Consider the following 18,760-nt stretch of genomic DNA (forward strand, 5'->3'; position numbering starts at 1 on the left):
TGAGCGCTGAAGCCGATTCGAACCGCTGGCTCGCGGCCAGCTAGCTAGCCTGTCGGTCAATAATGAAGTCGTCGAGCCTGGACAGCGGCATGGGTTGGGCAAAGAGGTAGCCCTGCGCCTCATCACATGAGGACCGGACGAGCTGCTGCAGCATGTTCGAATCCTCGACGCCTTCTGCCACGACCCGCATGCCGAGCGAATGGCACATCTCAGTCACGGCTTTTATGAAATCCATTGTGCTGTCCGTCCCGGACGATGGCCCAAGGAAGGATCGATCAAGCTTGACGACATCGATCGGGTACTGCCGAAGGTAGGCGATGCCGGCGTAACCCGTACCGAAATCATCGATGGCTAGCCTGACGCCGATATCGCACAGCTCACGCAGGAGCTGGTGTGAGGTGTCGGTGTCTTCAATCAGCCCGGACTCGGTGAGTTCCAGTTCCAGGTCGCTTGCCTTCATGCCCGACGCTTCCAGCGCATGGCGAACATCGCTGCAGAGGGTCGGCGATTTGAGTTGAACGGGCGACACGTTGACCGACAGCACCAGATCGATCCCGATGCGCTCGACCAACAACTGAATGTCTGCACATGCCTGCCGCAATACCCAGCTGCCGATCTTGCAGATCAACCCGGTGGCCTCGGCAATCGGAATGAAAGCGTTCGGCGGGATCAGTCCCTTGGTCGGATGATTCCACCTGATCAATGCTTCTACGCCGCAGGCCATATCGTCACCAAGGCGAATGCGCGGCTGGTAGTGCAGCACGAACTCGTCGCGCTCCAGCGCATCGCGCAAATCCAGCTCGAGCGCCATGCGGTTCTTGGTCTCTATGCTCATCTCCGCGGAGAAGAACTGGATTCGCGTGCCGCCCGCATCCTTGGCCCGGTACATGGCGATATCGGCATGCTGCAACAGCTCGTCGATCGTGGTGTCGGGGTTTGGGTACAAGCACATGCCCATCGAGGCCGAAGGATGGTAGCGGGTGCCCAGCACATCACAAGGCAGCTGAATGGCGCGCAGAAGATCGGTTGCAATCAGCTCGGCCGACCGTACACCGTCCGGCAGATGCGCAACCACGACGAACTCGTCACCACCCAGCCGCGCAACCAGATCCCCCGTGGGTAGAGCCTGGCGAAGCCGGTGCGCAATCTGCACCAGCAGCACATCACCATAACCGTGCCCCATCGAATCGTTGACTTCCTTGAACCGATCAAGGTCGATCAGCATGATCATCAGCTGCTGGCCTTCGGGAATGAAGTTGACCAGCTCGCGCAGATGGTCGTTCAGATAAGTCCGGTTGGGCAGTCCGGTCAGTGCGTCATGGGTCGCCAGGTGGTTGAGCCGGTGTTCGGCCTGCTTGCGGTCGGTGATGTCGGTCAAGCCACCGGACCACTCCTTGATATTGCCGCGTTCATCGAAGATCGGCACCGCATGCCCGGACATGTAACGGTACTGCCCGTCCCTGCGGCGTACGCGGTATTCGGCGCGCTTGTTGGTGAAGACCGAATGCATTTCACCTACCACCTCCTCAAGCTCGGGACGATCCTCAGGATGCACGGCATCCAGCCATCCCTTGCCGCAGGCTTGCTCGAAGGTCTGTCCAGTGAACTCGCTCCACTCGCTTTGCGGTTCGATGATGTCTACAGCAGGGCTCGTCGCCCAGGTCAGGCTGTTCGTAGCCTTCACCAACCCGCGGAAGCGACGCTCATTAGTCGCCATTCGTTGTTCGGCCTTGGCACGGGCGCGATTGGCTCGATCACGCTGTACCACCAAGGCCGCTGTATTGGCCAGCAGCGTAATGCCCTCCTGCTCCACTGCCGAAGGCACGGAGCGCACATTGCTGTAGCAGGCGATGGTCCCCATGATCTCCCGTTCGGTAGAGAGGATCGGGGTCGACCAGCAAGCGTGCAGGCCGTGCTCAAGCGCTTTGGCGCGATGTTGTTGCCATTTGGGATCGGTATCAATGTCCTCAGTGATGCTCGGCTGGCCAGTGCGGACCGATACGCTGCAGCTCGTTTCGTTGGAGCCGGTATCCATGCCGTCCAGTGACCTGACGAAATCATCGGGAAGGCTGGACGCTTCGATGAACCGTAATTTGCCGTCCTCGTCCAGTCTCATGATCGCCGCGCGGATGACTCCGGCCGACTGCTCCTGGGCAGACCGAGTGAGCTCAACCAATACCTCGGCCAGCGGTGCGCCAACTACTGCAAGCTCTAGCGCACGCATTTGGCCCTTGGCGATGGCCTCCGAGCGGCGACAGTCAGTCACATCCTGGCTGATGAAGTGCAGTGACCTGAACTCGGGATGCGCGGTAGAGCGCCCCATGACACTGACCGTCTGCACGCCTGTGTCACCGACCAGCACACGACATTCGAACCGCACCTCATCACCAGTCGAGAGCGCAATGGCGACATGTTCGGCGACGCCATCGCGGTCTTCGGGATGGATATGTTCGAGAAATTCGGTTAGCGAGGTGCTGCCCAGTGAACAGGCGTCAAGCGCGTGGGTGACCGCCTCGACCGCGGCTCTCGCGTCATTTAGCGAGTCGTCGAGTTCGACGTACCACTCCAGCAAACCAGCAGATTTGAGCGTAAAAGCCAAGCGGGATTGGAGATCTGGTTGAGCCATGCAAGTTCACCAACGAAGGGGCTGCGAATACCGTTTTCGACCCCTGCCGATACGCGCCGTTCTTATGGCGCGAAGCAAAGATGAGGGTTTCGTACAAGCGTAGTGCAAGAACACCACAATCCCCTGAGCTACGCCATTGAAAACCGGGTTGCCAACGTCCGATCCAGCCTGCCCCCGAGATGGATGGCAATTCGTATGCAGGCGATCGCAACGCCAGCGACCCATGCTTATCGGCCATGCCGTTCGACCACTCTGCGACAGACCGCCTGATCAATTCTGCCGCAACGCCAGAGGCACGCTTGGGCTCGGCCCAGGATGGACGCCACGAAACGGCAGCCTCTCGAAATTCGCCGTTCTAGAACAAGATGGTGCGCGCAGTTTGGCGGTGGCACATTTGCACACCTACCCACGCCCTCTTTTGGATTTTCATGGCCATCAGCAATGCCCGTGCCGGCTCAGCACCCTCATCCAGCAGCCCACTGGCGATGCGAATCATCGGCGGTGTTGCGCTGGCGCATCTGATCAACGATCTGATTCAAGCGGTGTTGCCGGCGATCTATCCGATGCTGAAGGCCAGCTATGGCCTGACATTCACCCAGGTCGGGCTGATTACCCTCACCTTCCAGCTGACCGCCTCGCTGTTACAGCCCTGGATTGGCTATCACACTGATCGCCATCCCAAACCATGGTTATTGCCAGCCGGCTCGGTGTGCACCTTGATAGGCATTGTGATGGTATCCATGGCCGGCAGCTTTTCCATGATTCTGCTGGCGGCCGCCTTGATTGGCATCGGATCTTCGACCTTCCATCCGGAAGCGTCCCGCGTCGCGCGATTGGCTTCCGGTGGCCGTTTTGGCCTGGCGCAATCGACTTTCCAAGTTGGAGGCAATGCAGGTTCGGCGTTCGGCCCGCTCTTGGCAGCGGCCATCATCATTCCGCACGGCCAGGGCAATATCGCCTGGTTCGCGCTGTTCGCCATCCTCGCCCTGTTCGTGCTGTACCGGATCAGCCGCTGGTACGCCGAGCACCTTGCCCTGTTCAAGCTCAAGCAGGGTCAAGCCGCCACGCATGGCCTGTCCAAAAGCCGGGTGATGAGCGCGCTGATCGTGCTCGGCCTGCTGGTCTTCTCCAAGTATTTCTATATGGCCAGCTTCACCAGTTATTTCACGTTCTACCTGATGGAAAAATTCGACCTGTCGATAGCAAGTTCACAACTGCACCTGTTCCTGTTTCTAGGGGCGGTGGCTGCAGGAACCTTCTTCGGCGGGCCAATCGGCGACCGGATCGGCCGCAAGGCGGTGATCTGGTTCTCGATCCTTGGCGTAGCGCCGTTCACCCTGGCGCTGCCACATGTCGACCTGTTCTGGACCGCCGCTTTGAGCGTCATCATCGGCTTCATTCTGGCGTCTGCGTTTTCGGCCATCGTTGTTTACGCTCAGGAATTGGTGCCTGGAAACGTTGGTATGATCGCGGGTCTTTTTTTCGGTCTGATGTTCGGCTTCGGCGGGATTGGGGCGGCGTTGCTTGGGCATCTTGCCGATATATACGGCGTCGAGTATATGTACTTTCTTTGTTCGTTCCTGCCGTTGTTCGGTGTGCTGGCGGTCTTTCTTCCGAGGACCAAAACGTCATGATGTTCTGCCGAGGTTCATCGCCGCTGGCCACTGGCAAGCACACCCAAGTCACCTTCACCACCTTCTACCCTCTCCTGCAGGCAGCGGCGGAACAGCTGATGCAGGGGCGAACGGTGCGTGCTGTAGCGGCTAACGAGCATCAGCTCACGATAGAAGGTCGCCGCACCTAGGGAAATAATGCGAACCGACGGCGTACGCTCCAGCCACAGTCCGGCTTTTGGTACCAGGGCAACGCCCAGCCCGCTTTCAACCATCTTGACGATGGCATCCAGCTCATCCAATTCGAGCCCGGGACGCACATCCAGATGGTGCTTGCGCAGGAACTGACTTACCTGGCGCCCACCGAATGAGCTGCGGTCGTAACGTACGAACGGATGCTCCTCGATCAGCTTGAGCGGGTCATCGCCCTGGATGGTCAACGGCGTAATCAACACGAATGGCTCCTTGACGATCAGCTCGGCGTGCAGCTCCTTCGCAAGTGCATGGGGGGGCCGGATCAGAATCGCCAGATCGATATCCCCAGCGTCGACCTGGGAAAGCAGGTTCAGCGAGACTCCAGGCACCAGCTTCGGCACAAGGCCTGGCGCCTCCTCGCGCAGCCGCAACAATGTGCCTGGCAAGAGTCCTGTTTGTACCGTCCCGATTGCGCCTATGCGCAGCTCGCCGCGAAAGTCGTCGAGCGACTCGGGCTGGCCCATCAGTGCAAAGGTTTCGATGATCTGTTCGGCCAGTGGCAGCGCGCGCAACCCGGCGGCATTCAGATGCGCCGAGCGGCCGGTTCGATCGAAAAGACGAAGGCCCAACGCCTCTTCGAGGTTCTTCATCTGAGCGCTCACGGCGGACTGCGTGAGGCCGACCGTGTTGCCTGCTGCAGCGAAACTGCCGCACTTGGCAATGGCCAGTAAAGTTTTCAATTCACGAATCATAGGCGCTTCACTGATCGAAATTTTCGAGGCTCGGCTAGAAAGATACGCGCTGTAGGGAGGTGCGACAAATTGGCAAGATGGCCTTCACGTCGACTGCACAGGTAGCCCTGATGAGCCTTTCACCCTTTCACCTTGCGATACCCGTTTATGACCTGCCCTCTGCCCGGCGCTTCTATGGCGAAGTATTTGGCCTGGCAGAAGGCCGCTCATCCGAGCACTGGGTGGACTTCGACTTCTATGGCCATCAACTGGTCATTCACGAGCATCCGCGAACCGCATCGCAAGAAGCTGCCCATACCAATGCCGTGGACGGCCACGACGTTCCAGTCCCGCATTTCGGCATCATTCTGAGCTGGCCTGAATGGGAGGCACTGGCCAAGCGATTGCGCGCCCGTGATACGCAGTTCGTCATCGAGCCGTATGTCCGATTCCAGGGTCAGGTGGGCGAGCAAGCTACGATGTTTCTCTTCGATCCCTGCGGCAATGCCCTTGAATTCAAGGCTTTCAAGGACATGAGCCAGCTGTTCGCCAAGTAGCGTTTCCAGAAGCAATCAGCCAGATTTGAGTGCGTAGAGATAGGCTTGGACGTGCTCGCCATTGGCAAGCCGAACGGTGGTCAGGATACGCCGATAGGCGTCTCCCTCGAGCTCGTCGAGCCTGGCCCAATGCTTGGGCAGCTCATCTGAGCTGAACACCAAACCCTCTATAGCTTGGCCGTGGTCGTCCAGGTCGAGGCCAGGATAGCCCATCGCGGCTCCCCACCCTTCGGCTCGCAAAGTGCCCGTAACACTGGCGGGCAACCAGGTACCCGGAACGTCAGCGAGGATATGCGCATTGGGGCGGCCAGGCGCAAGCGTGCCATATACGAATAGTCGCTCAGTCATGTCGTGCCCTCGTAGAACTACCGTGCCTTTTATGCGTTGGCTGCGGCTTGCCATTCCCTAGGGCTCGCACCTGTCTTGCGACGGAACGCGCGGGCGAGCGCGGAGGGGCTCTCGTAGCCAACCTCATCGGCAATCAGAGCGATGGGCCGCCCTTCGCGCAGACGCTTCTGCGCCAGGCTGATCCGCCAACTGGTGAGGTAATCAGCAGGCGTCTGCCCGACCACAGCGCGGAAACTGGCGGCGAAACTTGCGCGCGACATGTTCGCTTCAGCCGCCAGTTCGGCGACGGACCAAGCGCGCTCAGGCTCGGCATGCATCATTGTCATCGCGCGGGCCAGACGTAGATCCGCCAGGCCAGCCATCATCCCCGACGTCATTGCATGGCTGGCCATGAGATGACGCAGCATTTGCACGATAAGCAGCTCGAACAGACGCCCCATGACCGCCTCTCGGCCGCAATTGCTGGCCAGCGCCTCTTCGAACAGCCAGCTCAGGGCGCCGTCGAGAATAGGCGCTTCGGCCACCGGCAGTAACAGCACGTCTGGCAATGCCGCCGCCAAAGGATTGTTCTCACCGCCGTCAAAGCGCAACGTCGCGCAGACCAATCGCGCATGCTCGGTTTCATCAGCAATCATCCGATGCCGATAGGGCCGTGGAAACACCATGACAGTCGGTTCGGTCAGCTTGACCTCGCTGTTGTCTGCCAGGCGCAGGGTCATGCTGCCTTCTCGCAACACATGGATGTAGCCCACCTGATCCCCGGTTTCAAATGCCGCCACGCCACAAAGGGCTCCGCTGTGATAAAGCCCTGCACTCATGCCGAAATGAGTCAGCAGGCTGGATAAACGATCCATGAAAATCCTCGATTAGACGATCAGTTGCATATTGTCGACGTTTTGAATCCTAAGCACCGGTGCAGCTGCGCATTATGTCCCTGCACCTGACGCAGGCATCGAGAAGTACCGGCGGTTTCAGTGAGGGTGCGCCGCCCCGGATACAGCCTGGGTAAACCGAAACCTAGCCATCTCAACGAAAGGTAGATCAACGTCATGACCAGTGCATCCAAAACTCGCAAAGCCGTAGCAGCCACCGTTCTTGCAGCCGCGTCCACGCTCGGTAGTGCCATGGCCGTCGCCGCCAAGCCAACCGTAATTCTTGTGCATGGGGCGTTCGCAGAATCATCCAGCTGGAACGGCGTAGCTGCCCGCCTCATCGACCAGGGTTACCCGGTAATAGCGGCCGCTAACCCGCTGCGTGGCGTGGCAAACGATGCGAAGTACGTATCCGATCTAATCGAACACACTCCAGGGCCGATCGTTCTGGTTGGCCATTCCTACGGCGGCAGTGTCATCACCAATGCCGTGAAGGGCAGCAGCAAGGTCAAAGCACTGGTCTACGTTGCCGCATTTGCCCCAGACATCGGCGAGAGTGCGGCGACGCTGGCAGGTAAGTTTCCGGGAGGCACGCTCGGCCCAACGCTGGCGGAACCGGTGCAACTGAGCGATGGCAATGAGGACCTCTACATCCAGCGGGACAAATTTGCCGAGCAGTTCGCCTCGGATGTCCCACCGGCTGAAGCAGCACTCATGGCGGCCACCCAGCGGCCAATCACCGCCGCGGCCCTCAATGAGGAAAGCCTGGACAACGCTTGGAAATACGTCCCGTCCTGGTTCGTCTACGGCACTGGCGACAAGAACATCCCCGAAGCTGCGCTGAAGTTCATGGCTGATAGGGCCGGATCGCAGAAAACGGTAAGCATCCCAGGTGCTTCCCACGTTGTGATGACCTCCTACCCTGCCGAAGTCGCCGCGCTGATCAGCGAAGCTGCCGAGGCCACGAACAAGTAGGAGATCGCGAAAACAGTACCGACCAGTGAGCGCTCACTGGTCGGTGTTTTCTATTTCAACAGAACGCTGATTACCGCTATTGAGATCGCAACGGGCCCAAGCTTCCAAGGGTTATGTGGAACGCAACGGTCAGGAGCGAGAACGGCTTCGCCAAAAAAGATCGCCGTTTCGCTGTACGGCGTTAAACAAAAACGCTGCCGTACCGATAACCCGGCATGCCAAGCGGACCTTGCAAAGTGGATGTAGGGACGCCTTGGATTTCTCTGCTGGTTTCGTCGCTCCGCAGCCCTATCGCAAGGCTTTCGGAACCAGCATCACACCCTGCATACGGAAGCCTTCACTGTGCAACTTATCGATAACCGAGCGCTGATCAACGATGCCCTGAGCCAGTCCGCGACACTTACTGGGGGGCGGTTCGATCATCGATACTGGTTGAGAAAGGTGACGGATGTGAAGTTGGTGATCATCTCCAAGCCGGAGGTGCTGTTCGACCTCTCGATCAAGGTATTCATCCCGCTGGCGCCAGGCCAGAAGGCGCCACTGACTTATGGCGACGGCTGGTTCAACTGGCATTTCCTTGGAAGCAAGAGCGCTGTGGTGACTATTGCGCGGGAAATACTTTCCATCGCGATGCGCAATCAGAAGGCCAATTCAGCCGTGCTACAGGCTTGGTTGATCGAACTGGTGTCATTCAAGAACAGCGATCACACGATCGCTGTGCTCGAGCCCGAACCTCAGCAGGATCAGGCGGGGCGCTAAGCCGTCTCACCTGCACCTAGCGCGGCCTCTTCATAATCGAGTTCGCGCAGCAGCGTCTGCAGCATCTGCTCATCGATCTGATGACGTTTTCTCATCCGATACATTTCCTTGCGCTGAACAGCGATGGCCTGGACGCGAATGTCACGCTCGAGTGCCAGCGTTTCTCGCGCCTGGTTGGCCCGATCGTGATGGTCCATCAGCGCCTCGATGTCATGCCGGTAGGATTCGGTAACCCGCGCGGTGACCTCGCTGCGTAACAAGGCATCATCCGCGTGCTCGGCCGGATTGGCCTGCTTCCAGTTCTCCAGCCAGCTGACCGCCGCCTGAGCAGCCAGCCGGCGTGCTTTCTTCAATTCTTCCCGATGCTCTTCCAGCTCGTTGTTCGGCAAGTGCCTGAGGAAATAGGGGATGCCCAACGCACCGACCAGCAATGACAGGATGATGACCGCCGCAGCCAGGAAGATCATCAGGTCCCGACCGGGGAATGGCGTGTCGCCAATCATCAGCGGAATGGAAAGCACGCCCGCCAGCGTGATCGCACCGCGCACTCCGGCCACCGCGCTGAGTGCAGAGAACAAGCGCAGCGGCTTGGGTTGAACCGTCTTGCCGAGCATGCGTCGCACCCGCCCCTCGCCCCAGTGGTAGGCATAGACAAATACGAAGCGCACCACCAGCAGCAGCGCCATGATCGCCAAGGCACTGAAAACCAGCATCGGCATGTTGTAGCTCTCTTGCCCAGCCCCTTCCCAGACGCGCTGCACGATGCGCGGGAACTGCAAGCCCAGCAGCAGGAACACCAGGCCATTGAAGCTGAAGTCGAGCATTTCCCAGATGCTGCGATTGAGAATACGCGTACTGGTTTTCACCGGCAGCATGTCGATCCGGCTCTGAACCATACCCGCCGCCACTGCCGAGAGAATGCCCGACATACCGGCGTGCTCGGCAAGAAAGAACGCGGCAAATGGCAGCAGCAGGATCATCACCACGTACGTGGCGGGATCGAACAACCCCCGCGCCGTCATCCACTGCTTGCCCTTGCCCACCGCCCAGCTCAGCCCTGCACCGATCAGCAGCCCGCCGACCGCGATAACGAAGAACTCACCTGTCACCGTAACCAGCGAAAAGCTGCCGGTAATCGCTGCGGCCAACGCGAACTTGAAAGAAACCAGGCCGGTGGCGTCGTTCATCATCGCCTCGCCTTCCAGCTGGTGGGCCATATGCCGAGGCAGCCGCCCCTGAGCGATGGCGATGACTGCCAGCGCATCGGTTGGCGACAGGATGGCAGCCAGCGCGAATGCTGCTCCGAGTGGGATCGCTGGCAGCAGCCAATGAATGAAGTAACCGACTACCACCAGAATGATCAGCACCAATACCAGTGCCATTGCGGTCATTTCAGCGCCGTGCTCGGTGAACTCGCGCTTGGGGATCTTCCAGCCGTCGTAGAAAAGCAGGGGCGGAATGAACAGCAGCATGAAGATCTCGGGACGCAGTTCGACCCCCATGCCGAACGGCGGGAGTGCCAGCAGGCTTCCCATGATGATTTGCAGAATGGGCAACGGCAGCGGAACGACGTTGGCCAGGATGCGGCTGATGCCTACCGCCAGCAAAAGCAGAAAAATCAGATAAAGCGTTTCCATGAGGCAAGCAGGTCTCGACAGAGAAAAGAACTCGCGACGCGGCAATTGCGCGCATGCGACAAAAGTATAGTCAGTGGTTTGGGAATATCCCGATCATCTGTCAGATCGGATAGAGCTAAACGGCGTAAGCACTTGAGCCAGTGCAGTACTAGCGAAGACGTCACCTACCTGCCCTGTCGTCACGCAGCTGAAAGCATTGAGGGGGCATTCAACCGTACCGCCTGTCGAAAACGTCCAGACTGTCAGACAGGGTGTCCAGCCGGCGTGACAATTCTGCGATTGATGTAGCGAAAGCTGGACCTTTCTGGTGACCCGACGTGGCTTATGGATCGTTGCGTGGGCCGCCAGAGCGCGCGGATGACTGTATCCGACCGGCCATCGGCAATTGCCTGCCAATCGGCTCGGCTGGCATAGCTTTGGCTCGGCTTCCGTCAGCCCGACCGCTGCCCTGCGTTCTATTCGGGCACTTCAGCTCGAGAGTCGAGCATGACCAACAACAAGAAGAAGGATGCCCACATGACTGCTCCCTGCCCCTTCAGCAGCAACCGCAGACGACCGCCCCGGATGCTGCTCGCCACCCCTGCCCTGCTGGCACTCGTGATCGCCGAGTCGAGTCTCGCGGCCAGCTGCAACGAACTGCTCGGCACTCGCATAGCTGCCGACGCCATCGCTCTGCCCACTTCCGGCGCATCTGTAACCTCGGCCGCACTGCTGCCGGGAGGCGGCACCGCGCCGCAGGCCTACGGCGCCTACTGCGAGCTGAACGTCGAGATTGCACCAGTCGATCCGAGCGCGCCGACGATAAAGATGCGTATCGCTCTGCCAGAGCAGTGGAACGGCAAGGCAATGATGTTCGGTGGCGGGGGCTATAACGGCACGGTGCCCAACGTTGCCGGCAACGTACCGGCCGGGCCGCTGGACCAACCAACCCCGCTGGGGCGAGGGTATGCAGTTTTTGCTAGCGACTCGGGCCACGTCGCCAACCCGGTCAACCCTGGCGACTTCGCCTGGAATGAAGAAGCGCTGGCCAATTACGCCCATGACGCGCTGAAGAAGACCCGCGATACGGCAGTTCACTTGATCCAGCTGCGCTATGGGCGTGAGCCTGTGCGCAGCTACTTCGCTGGCGGCTCGACGGGCGGCCGCGAAGCGCTCGCGGTGGTGCAGCAGTGGCCAAGAGATTTCCAAGGCGCAATTGTCCTCTACCCAGCTTACAACGCCGCAGCGCTGGACTTGCAGTTCGGACGCATTACCCGTGCGCTGGCTGCGCCGGGCGCCTTCCCCAGCCTGGAGAAGCGATCAGTACTGCTAGAAGCCGCGATGCAAGCCTGTGACGGGCTTGATGGCGCTCTCGACCGGGTGATCAGCAATCAGGCCGGCTGCAACGCCTCGTTCGATCCTGCCAAAGCCAAGCTAAACGGCCGCCCGCTGCGCTGCCGCAGCGGAGCCGACACCGGTGATGATTGCCTGTCCGATGCTCAGATCAACGCACTCAGGGTGTTCAATACGCCGATTCGCTTCAGCCAAACTTTGGCCAGTGGCGAGCGCGGCTATCCGGGTTTCAACACTTGGGGCACGGATCTTGGACGTCCCGGGACCGGGCTGCAGTTGGTAGTCAACCGCCTGGGTCTCAATACCCTCCAGCCGGACTATCCCATGCCCGTGCACGGGACCGGCTTTGCTGACGGCGCGCCTTATCATTCCGGCTTCTGGGATGATAAGGCGCGCTACTTCGTCACCCGCAATCCGTCTTTCAATTCGCTCACACTGGATCCGGCCAACCTCGGACCATGGCAGGCGCGGGTGGATTCGCTGTCGCTGCGCCAGGACGTCAATCAGACCGACCTCACCGCTTTTGCGGCCAATGGCGGCAAGATCCTTATGGCCCATGGAACCTCGGATCAGCTGGTCAGCACACGCGCCACGGCTGACTACTATCGGCGGGTACAACAGGACATGGGCATGGGTCGCACCCGGCATTTCATGCGCTATTACGAAATCCCCGGCTATGCCCACGCAGCCAGCACGGTATTCAACGCCGCCTGGGACTCGCTGACAGCGCTGGAAAACTGGGTCGAGTCTGACGTTGCACCCAGACGGCAAGTCGTGACCGACACCGTCGCCGTGCCCGGCCGCACTCGCCCCCTTTGCGAGTATCCCGCCTGGCCGAAATACAAGGGGCGAGGCGACGTAAACGATGCCTCGAGATTCGTCTGCGTGCGTAGCCGCGGTCATCACAACTAGCTAGCGAGCCGAGACGGAGTGACTTGGTACAGCCGAGCCGCTCCGTTCTTTTTGGTACTCGACCGTGAAGGCCATTGCCCTAGCGTGAAAACGCACACCCCGGCAACTACCTAGTCGATAGCACTCGCCGGATAGGCTCATGCACCAGGGCGCCTGCAGCTCGACCATCTATCCAGTCTTGATCAAGCTTCTTGAGCTAAAGCCGATACCTCACCGTTGCCGCGTCCCAACCGGACGGCCGACTTGACTAGAGGTTGCTCATTCATGTTCTCGCTTCAAACCATCAAGGCTCGCTATACGGTCGCGTTCGTAGCCTTCGTGCTCGTGATCGTTCTTTTTACCGTGCTGGGTATCAAACGTTTCGTGACGCCCCAGCTCATTGCGGCTGGCGAGTCCATCGTGATCTCAGAGGTCAACGAAATCGGCCAGCGCATTTCGATCGAACTGGCGCAGGTCGCTGCGCAGGCACGAAGCATCACCCAAACCGTTCCCATGCTGGACAGCGATGAAATCGACCGCGTTCTACCTGGTCTGGTGGACCAGTACGGTGACGTGAAGGTGTTCGGCGGCGGCATCTGGCCCCTGCCGGACAAGCGCACCCCGGGTCGCGCCAAGCACAGCACCTTCTATCATCGCGATCAGTCCGGAAAGCTGGTGGTCAACACCCACTGGAACTCCCCTGAATCGCTGAACTATTTCGAACAGCCCTGGCACCGTGGCGGGCTGCAGGCGCCGCGTGGCCAGTGCGTCTGGGCAGCCGCCTACAAAGACGACGCAAGTGCTGAACCGCGCACAAACTGCGCGATGACCATCTACAAGGACGGTGCCGCCTGGGGCGTCTCCACCATCGACCTTACTCTGGGCTTCTTCAACCGCCTGGTTGCGGAAAAGCAGGACGAGATCCAGGGTGAGGTCATGGTCGTCGAAGCCGATGGCAAGATCCTCAGCAACCAGCCGCAGTTGAGCGGCAACATGGTGCTGCGTAACGTATCCGAGCTCTCCAGTCAGTCGCCCTTCATCGCCACCATTCAAAAGGCGCTTGCCGGCAGGTCGCAGCAGCTGCACCGCGAAACCTACAGCAGCAAGGCCGGCGAGGAGTTCAGCTTCTTTCTGACACCTATCGAAGGGACCCCCTGGCTGCTGGCCGCCGCGCTTCCCACTGCTCATCTCGAAGCGAAAAGCGATGCCATGCTCAAGGCCCTGGCTTATCTCCAGATCCCCATGGTGCTGATCCTGATGGCCCTGATGATCGTGGCGTTGAACCAGCTAATGAAGCGCCTTGGTGTGCTGCGTTCGAACATCGATGCGCTGTCGGCTGGCGATGCCGACCTGACCAAGCGAATCGACATCAAGGGCCATGATGAAGTCGATCAGGTTGGCCGTTCGGTCAACGGATTCATCGGTTATCTGCAGAACATGATGATCGACGTGAGCGATGCGACGACACAGATCCAGAGCGAGATTGGCCAGCTCAAGCAGCTTTCCCGATCGACCAACGATGCGCTGGCACGGCATGCGTCGGAAACGGATCAGGCAGTTACGGCCATCAACGAGATGAGTTCGACTGCCGAATCTGTCGCCCAGAGCGCAAGCGATACCGCCGCCTATACACAGACCGCCAACCACAACGCATTGTCTTCGAAAATGGTGGTCGATGATGCCTCCAACAGCGTCCGCGCATTGGTAAGCGAAGTCGAAAGCGCTACCGCGAAGGTGCAGGCAATGGAAACCGACGCCAAGCGTATCAATGATGTGCTGGGCGTCATCGGCGATATCGCCGGGCAGACCAACCTGCTTGCATTGAACGCGGCCATCGAAGCGGCGCGCGCTGGTGAACAGGGCCGCGGTTTCGCGGTGGTCGCTGACGAGGTTCGTGCCCTGGCCGCACGGACTCAGCAGAGCACTTCAGAAATCAACGAGATGCTTCACCGCCTGCAGCAGGCCGTGGGTTCAGCTGTTCAGGCTATGGAGCAGACCAAAGTCAGCTGCCAGGCGACTGCTGACAAGACGGCTCAGGTCACGGTTGGCCTCGACGAGATGACCAGCTCGGTCGTCCATATCAATGATCTGAGCACTCAGATCGCCACCGCAGCGGAGGAACAAAGCGCCGTGGCCGAGGAAATCAACCGAAACATGGTTGCGGTTCGCCACGTTGTCGATGAGCTGGTGGAAAGCGGTGTGAGCGTCGATCGAAGCACCGAGTCGTTGCTCAGTTCGAACGGCCGCCTCACCGCAGTCGTGAGCCGCTTCAGGGTGCGCTGATTTTCAGCCTCATAAACAGAAAGGCCCTTCGGGGCCTTTCTTGTTGATCGATCAGCTGCGCAGAAAGTCGAGAACCTGCTGGGTAAAGCCCTCTCCCATTTCAACGTTGGACAGGTGTGCTGCGTCCAACTCAACCAGCGCGGCGTTTGCGATGTGTGCTTGCATGAAGCGGCCATGCTCAGGTGTGGTGACCGGGTCGCGAGTACCGCATACAACCAATGTTGGCACCTTGATTGCGCCCAGCTGCTCACGGAAGTCGGCGTCGCGGACCGCCGCGCAGTTTGCTGCATAGCCCTGGGGTGAGGTGCCGGCGATCATCTGGGTTATGCGGTTGACCTCCGCAGGCTGCTGCTTGGCGAATGCCGGAGTGAACCAGCGGGATATGGAGGCGTCTCGCATGTCTCGCATGGCCTGCTCGCCACCTTGTAGCACGGTCTCGATGCGGTCGCTCCATACCTCATCGGTTCCGATCTTCGCACCGGTGTTGCAGAGCACCAGGCGCGTCAGCCGTTCGCCAGCGTTGATTCCAAGCCACTGGGCAATCAGGCCGCCCATGGACAGCCCGCAGAAGGCGAAGCGGTCGACACCGAGCGAATCCACCATAGCCAGCACGTCACGGCCCAAGTGCTCGATGCTGTAAGGGCCGGGTGTGACGGACGAGCCGCCATGGCCTCGGGTGTCGTAGCGCAGAACGCGAAAGTGTTCAGTGAACGCCGGAACCTGCGCATCCCACATACCGAGCGATGTGCCCAGCGAGTTGGACAGCACCAGCACCGGGGCGTCGACCGGGCCATCGAAACGATAATTCAGTTCGCCATCGGCGAGCTTTACGGTGGGCATCGCAACCCTCCTGGAGTCGAATTTTAAAGGTTTGCAATGAGTGAGCCGGGCGCTGCACAAGCGATGCGCGGCAAACCCATCAAGGCTGTGAAAACAGTGGTGGGCTTCATCCCACCCTACCAGCGCACAGTTCTTGTAGGGTGGGCTTCAGCCCATCACGGCGCGCCGCTTAGACTTTCTCGACCGCCAGGGCCAGGCCCTGCCCTACGCCTACGCACATGGTCGCCAGCCCGAGTTTGCCGCCGCATTTCTCCAGCGCATGTACGGTGGTCAACACCAGACGCGCGCCGCTCATGCCGAGCGGGTGACCCAGGGCGATGGCGCCCCCTTGCGGGTTGACCTTCGGGCTGTCGTCTTCAAGACCCAAATCACGCGTGACCGCCAGCGCCTGAGCGGCGAACGCCTCGTTCAGTTCGATCACGTCGAAGTCGCTTACCGCAAGGTTCAGCCGCTCACACAGCTTGCGCACTGCCGGCACCGGGCCGTAGCCCATGATGCGCGGCGCTACGCCAGCGCTGGCCATGCCGAGCACCTTGGCACGCGCTTTGAGGCCGTATTTCTGTACTGCTTCGGCACTGGCGAGAATCAACGCAGCGGCGCCATCGTTGACGCCGGAGGCATTACCCGCAGTAACGGTTTTATCCGGCCCGTTGACGGGTTTCAGCTTGGCCAGCGCTTCGGCTGTGGTATCCGGGCGCGGGTGTTCGTCGACGTCGACCACGGTGTCGCCCTTGCGGCCCTGAATCACCACCGGGACGATTTCTTCTGCGAAGAAACCTTCAGCCTGCGCCTTGCCGGTGCGCTGCTGGCTGCGCAGCGCAAAGGCATCCTGATCTTCGCGGCTGATCTTGTGCGCTTCAGCGACGTTGTCGGCGGTCTGCGGCATGGCATCGACGCCGTACATTTCCTTCATCTTCGGATTGATGAAGCGCCAGCCGATGGTGGTGTCCTCGATCTTCTGGGTGCGGCCGAACGCAGTGTCGGCCTTGCCCATGACGTAAGGTGCGCGGGTCATGGATTCGACGCCGCCTGCGATCGCCAACTCCATCTCGCCACAGGCGATGGCGCGAAAGGCACTGCCCACGGCATCCATGCCGGAGGCGCAGAGTCGGTTGAGCGTCACGCCTGGTACGGTTTCCGGCAGTCCGGCTAGCAGCGCGGCCATGCGCGCGACGTTGCGGTTGTCTTCGCCGGCCTGGTTGGCGCTGCCCATGAACACTTCTTCGATAGCCGCAGGGTCGAGCCCGGGGTTGCGCTCCAGCAGCGCCTTGATCGGGGTTGCGGCCAGGTCATCGGTACGCACGGCGGCCAATGCGCCGCCGAAGCGGCCGATGGGCGTACGTACGGCGTCGCAGATAAAGACTTCGCGTGTCACTCGTCACCTCCAGCTTGTCCGTGGGCGGCGGCGGTGCGGGCCTCGAGGGCACGCAAGGCCTCCAATTCATTGTCGGTCGGCGGCGTGGTCTCGCCGAGCTCATCAGCGAAACGGATCGCCCAGCCAGTGTTCTCGATCACCTGCTCGCGGGTCACGCCCGGATGCAGCGAGGTCACTACGAACTCGTTGGACCCGGCTTCCGGCTCCATGATGCAAAGATCAGTGATGATTCCGACTGGCCCCTGCCCCGGCAAGCCCAACCGCTTCCTGTGATCGCCGCCTTCACCGAAGCCCACCGAGGTAATGAACGCCAGCTTATCCACGAAGGTGCGATGGGACTGCTTGAGGATGATCAGCACCTGCTTGGCCGACCCTGCAATTTCCGGCGCACCACCCGCACCTGGCAAGCGAACTTTCGGTTGGTGATAGTCGCCGATCACCGTGGTGTTGATATTGCCGTACTTGTCCACCTGCGCCGCGCCGAGGAAGCCGACATCGATACGCCCGCCCTGCAGCCAGTAGCGGAAGATCTCCCCGGTGGGCACCACGGTATCGGCAGTCTCGGCCAGCTCACCGTCACCGATGGAAAGCGGCAGTACCGAAGGCTTGGCGCCGATCGGCCCGGATTCATAGATCAGCACGACGTCCGGCGCGTGGGTCAGGCGCGCCAGGTTGGCCGCCTTGGATGGCAGGCCGATGCCGACAAAGCAGACGCTGCCATTGCCCAGACGACGGGAGGCGGCGACAGTCATCATTTCGTTAGTGCTGTAGTTCATCGCTTGGCCTCCTGCTGTGCGGCCAGCTTGGCCCCTATCTTTTCTTGAAAGACTGAAAAATCGTCGGTGCCGCGGATGAACTCGTCGACCCATGCGCAGAACGTGTCACGGTCCCGAGCGATGGGGTCCCACTGTTGGTAGAAGCGATTGTCGCGTTCGTAATAGCCATGGGCGTACGAAGGACGTGCGCCACCGGGCACCACGCAAACGGCGGTCAGCGCCCAGGTCGGGAGGACACAGGCATTCATCGGCGCCTCTAGATCATCGACCACCTCCTCGACCGTAACGATGCAGCGCTTGGCCGCCAGCGCAGCTTCCTTCTGTACGCCAAGAATCCCCTGTATCAGCACGTTGCCCTTGCGATCAGCCTTCTGTGCATGAATGACCGTTACGTCCGGACGCACGCTGGGTACGGCTGCGAGGGTCTCGCCAGTAAAGGGGCACTCGATGAACTTGATCATCGGGTTGACCTTGGGCAGATCGGAACCGAGGTAGGCGCGCAGCACCGCGAACGGCAGACCGGAGGCGCCAGCAACATAGGCATTGGCCAAGTCCGCATGGCTGTGCTCTTCGATTTCCAGCGGCTGCGGCCACTGCTTCTCCACCGCGTCGCGCAGCCGATGCAGCGAGCCTACGCCCGGATTGCCGCCCCAGGAAAACACCAGCTTCCTGGCACAGCCGGCACCGATCAGCAGGTCGTAGACAAGGTCGGGCGTCATCCGCACGAGGGTCAGGTCTTTTTTGTTCTGGCGGATCAGTTCATGTGCAGCTGCAGTGGGGATCAGGTGTGTGAAGCCTTCGAGTGCAACGGTGTCGCCGTTGCTGACGAAGCGATCTACCGCGTCACGAAGGGAAAGAAGTTCGGCCATGGTCTGTCTCAGGTTGATGTCTGGATGCGCCAGCGAACGCGCTTGCGACCCACACTAACCATCGAACAAAACCCGGACAAT

General features: G+C 60.3%; 15 protein-coding genes. 6 read left to right on the forward strand and 9 right to left on the reverse strand.

The features are described 5' to 3' along the window. Positions 1 to 40: 40 nt before the first annotated feature. The gene (locus EA797_RS15485; protein ID WP_122166769.1) at positions 41 to 2,626 is read right to left on the reverse strand and encodes a bifunctional diguanylate cyclase/phosphodiesterase; all 2,586 of its coding nucleotides are present in this window, start codon (positions 2,624 to 2,626) and stop codon (positions 41 to 43) included. Between the two features lie 428 nt (positions 2,627 to 3,054). Here EA797_RS15485 and EA797_RS15490 point away from each other — a divergent pair, with 428 nt between their 5' ends. Then, positions 3,055 to 4,260, forward strand: a complete 1,206-nt coding sequence (locus tag EA797_RS15490; RefSeq protein ID WP_122166771.1) for an MFS transporter — start codon at positions 3,055 to 3,057, stop codon at positions 4,258 to 4,260. Between the two features lie 14 nt (positions 4,261 to 4,274). Here EA797_RS15490 and EA797_RS15495 read toward each other — a convergent pair whose 3' ends face one another. Next, entirely contained in the window at positions 4,275 to 5,186 is a 912-nt protein-coding gene (locus EA797_RS15495; protein WP_122166773.1) for a LysR family transcriptional regulator, read from the reverse strand. A 110-nt stretch (positions 5,187 to 5,296) separates the two neighbouring features. On the opposite strand from EA797_RS15495, the gene EA797_RS15500 reads away from it, so the two are divergent. After that, positions 5,297 to 5,722, forward strand: coding sequence for a VOC family protein (locus tag EA797_RS15500; protein WP_122166887.1), 426 nt, complete (start codon positions 5,297 to 5,299; stop codon positions 5,720 to 5,722). Between the two features lie 15 nt (positions 5,723 to 5,737). Here the strand turns inward: EA797_RS15500 and EA797_RS15505 are convergent, their stop codons facing one another. Continuing rightward, positions 5,738 to 6,070, reverse strand: a complete 333-nt coding sequence (locus EA797_RS15505) for a gamma-glutamylcyclotransferase family protein (protein WP_122166775.1) — start codon at positions 6,068 to 6,070, stop codon at positions 5,738 to 5,740. A 29-nt stretch (positions 6,071 to 6,099) separates the two neighbouring features. After that, positions 6,100 to 6,924, reverse strand: coding sequence for an AraC family transcriptional regulator (locus tag EA797_RS15510; protein ID WP_122166777.1), 825 nt, complete (start codon positions 6,922 to 6,924; stop codon positions 6,100 to 6,102). A gap of 195 nt (positions 6,925 to 7,119) precedes the next feature. On the opposite strand from EA797_RS15510, the gene EA797_RS15515 reads away from it, so the two are divergent. Next, entirely contained in the window at positions 7,120 to 7,917 is a 798-nt protein-coding gene (locus tag EA797_RS15515) for an alpha/beta fold hydrolase (RefSeq protein ID WP_122166779.1), read from the forward strand. Between the two features lie 342 nt (positions 7,918 to 8,259). After that, positions 8,260 to 8,676 (forward strand): hypothetical protein, encoded by a 417-nt coding sequence (locus EA797_RS15520; protein ID WP_122166781.1) that lies wholly within the window; start codon positions 8,260 to 8,262, stop codon positions 8,674 to 8,676. Here the strand turns inward: EA797_RS15520 and EA797_RS15525 are convergent. Continuing rightward, a complete protein-coding gene (locus EA797_RS15525; protein WP_122166783.1) occupies positions 8,673 to 10,313 on the reverse strand; it encodes a Na+/H+ antiporter in 1,641 nt (546 codons plus the stop codon). The genes EA797_RS15520 and EA797_RS15525 overlap by 4 nt on opposite strands. Before the next feature lie 564 nt (positions 10,314 to 10,877). Here EA797_RS15525 and EA797_RS15530 point away from each other — a divergent pair. Then, entirely contained in the window at positions 10,878 to 12,557 is a 1,680-nt protein-coding gene (locus tag EA797_RS15530) for a tannase/feruloyl esterase family alpha/beta hydrolase (RefSeq protein ID WP_122166889.1), read from the forward strand. A 264-nt stretch (positions 12,558 to 12,821) separates the two neighbouring features. Next, positions 12,822 to 14,819 (forward strand): methyl-accepting chemotaxis protein, encoded by a 1,998-nt coding sequence (locus EA797_RS15535; RefSeq protein WP_122166785.1) that lies wholly within the window; start codon positions 12,822 to 12,824, stop codon positions 14,817 to 14,819. A 51-nt stretch (positions 14,820 to 14,870) separates the two neighbouring features. Here the strand turns inward: EA797_RS15535 and pcaD are convergent, their stop codons facing one another. The 4 genes from pcaD to EA797_RS15555 form a co-directional block, all read right to left on the reverse strand. Next, a complete protein-coding gene (gene pcaD / locus EA797_RS15540; protein WP_122166787.1) occupies positions 14,871 to 15,659 on the reverse strand; it encodes a 3-oxoadipate enol-lactonase in 789 nt (262 codons plus the stop codon). Positions 15,660 to 15,828: 169 nt separating this feature from the next. Then, entirely contained in the window at positions 15,829 to 17,034 is a 1,206-nt protein-coding gene (pcaF, locus tag EA797_RS15545; RefSeq protein WP_122166789.1) for a 3-oxoadipyl-CoA thiolase, read from the reverse strand. After that, positions 17,031 to 17,810 carry a CoA-transferase subunit beta gene (locus EA797_RS15550; RefSeq protein WP_122166791.1) on the reverse strand — a complete coding sequence of 260 codons (780 nt, stop codon included), beginning with the start codon at positions 17,808 to 17,810 and terminating at the stop codon, positions 17,031 to 17,033. The genes pcaF and EA797_RS15550 overlap by 4 nt, the downstream gene beginning before the upstream one ends. After that, positions 17,807 to 18,679, reverse strand: coding sequence for a CoA transferase subunit A (locus EA797_RS15555; RefSeq protein ID WP_122166793.1), 873 nt, complete (start codon positions 18,677 to 18,679; stop codon positions 17,807 to 17,809). The genes EA797_RS15550 and EA797_RS15555 overlap by 4 nt, the downstream gene beginning before the upstream one ends. Between the last annotated feature and the right edge of the window lie 81 nt (positions 18,680 to 18,760).

The sequence above is a fragment of the Stutzerimonas zhaodongensis genome, assembly GCF_003696365.1.
Lineage (GTDB): Bacteria > Pseudomonadota > Gammaproteobacteria > Pseudomonadales > Pseudomonadaceae > Stutzerimonas > Stutzerimonas zhaodongensis.

Bases quoted from the DNA above. Each gene is read 5' to 3' on its own strand.
- EA797_RS15500 (WP_122166887.1), top strand. From the start codon at position 5,297: ATGAGCCTTTCACCCTTTCACCTTGCGATACCCGTTTATGACCTGCCC.
- pcaD (WP_122166787.1), bottom strand. From the start codon at position 15,659: ATGCCCACCGTAAAGCTCGCCGATGGCGAACTGAATTATCGTTTCGAT.
- EA797_RS15535 (WP_122166785.1), top strand. From the start codon at position 12,822: ATGTTCTCGCTTCAAACCATCAAGGCTCGCTATACGGTCGCGTTCGTA.
- EA797_RS15525 (WP_122166783.1), bottom strand. From the start codon at position 10,313: ATGGAAACGCTTTATCTGATTTTTCTGCTTTTGCTGGCGGTAGGCATC.
- EA797_RS15530 (WP_122166889.1), top strand. From the start codon at position 10,878: ATGCTGCTCGCCACCCCTGCCCTGCTGGCACTCGTGATCGCCGAGTCG.
- EA797_RS15550 (WP_122166791.1), bottom strand. From the start codon at position 17,810: ATGAACTACAGCACTAACGAAATGATGACTGTCGCCGCCTCCCGTCGT.
- EA797_RS15505 (WP_122166775.1), bottom strand. From the start codon at position 6,070: ATGACTGAGCGACTATTCGTATATGGCACGCTTGCGCCTGGCCGCCCC.
- EA797_RS15490 (WP_122166771.1), top strand. From the start codon at position 3,055: ATGGCCATCAGCAATGCCCGTGCCGGCTCAGCACCCTCATCCAGCAGC.
- EA797_RS15485 (WP_122166769.1), bottom strand. From the start codon at position 2,626: ATGGCTCAACCAGATCTCCAATCCCGCTTGGCTTTTACGCTCAAATCT.
- EA797_RS15555 (WP_122166793.1), bottom strand. From the start codon at position 18,679: ATGGCCGAACTTCTTTCCCTTCGTGACGCGGTAGATCGCTTCGTCAGC.
- EA797_RS15510 (WP_122166777.1), bottom strand. From the start codon at position 6,924: ATGGATCGTTTATCCAGCCTGCTGACTCATTTCGGCATGAGTGCAGGG.
- EA797_RS15495 (WP_122166773.1), bottom strand. From the start codon at position 5,186: ATGATTCGTGAATTGAAAACTTTACTGGCCATTGCCAAGTGCGGCAGT.
- EA797_RS15515 (WP_122166779.1), top strand. From the start codon at position 7,120: ATGACCAGTGCATCCAAAACTCGCAAAGCCGTAGCAGCCACCGTTCTT.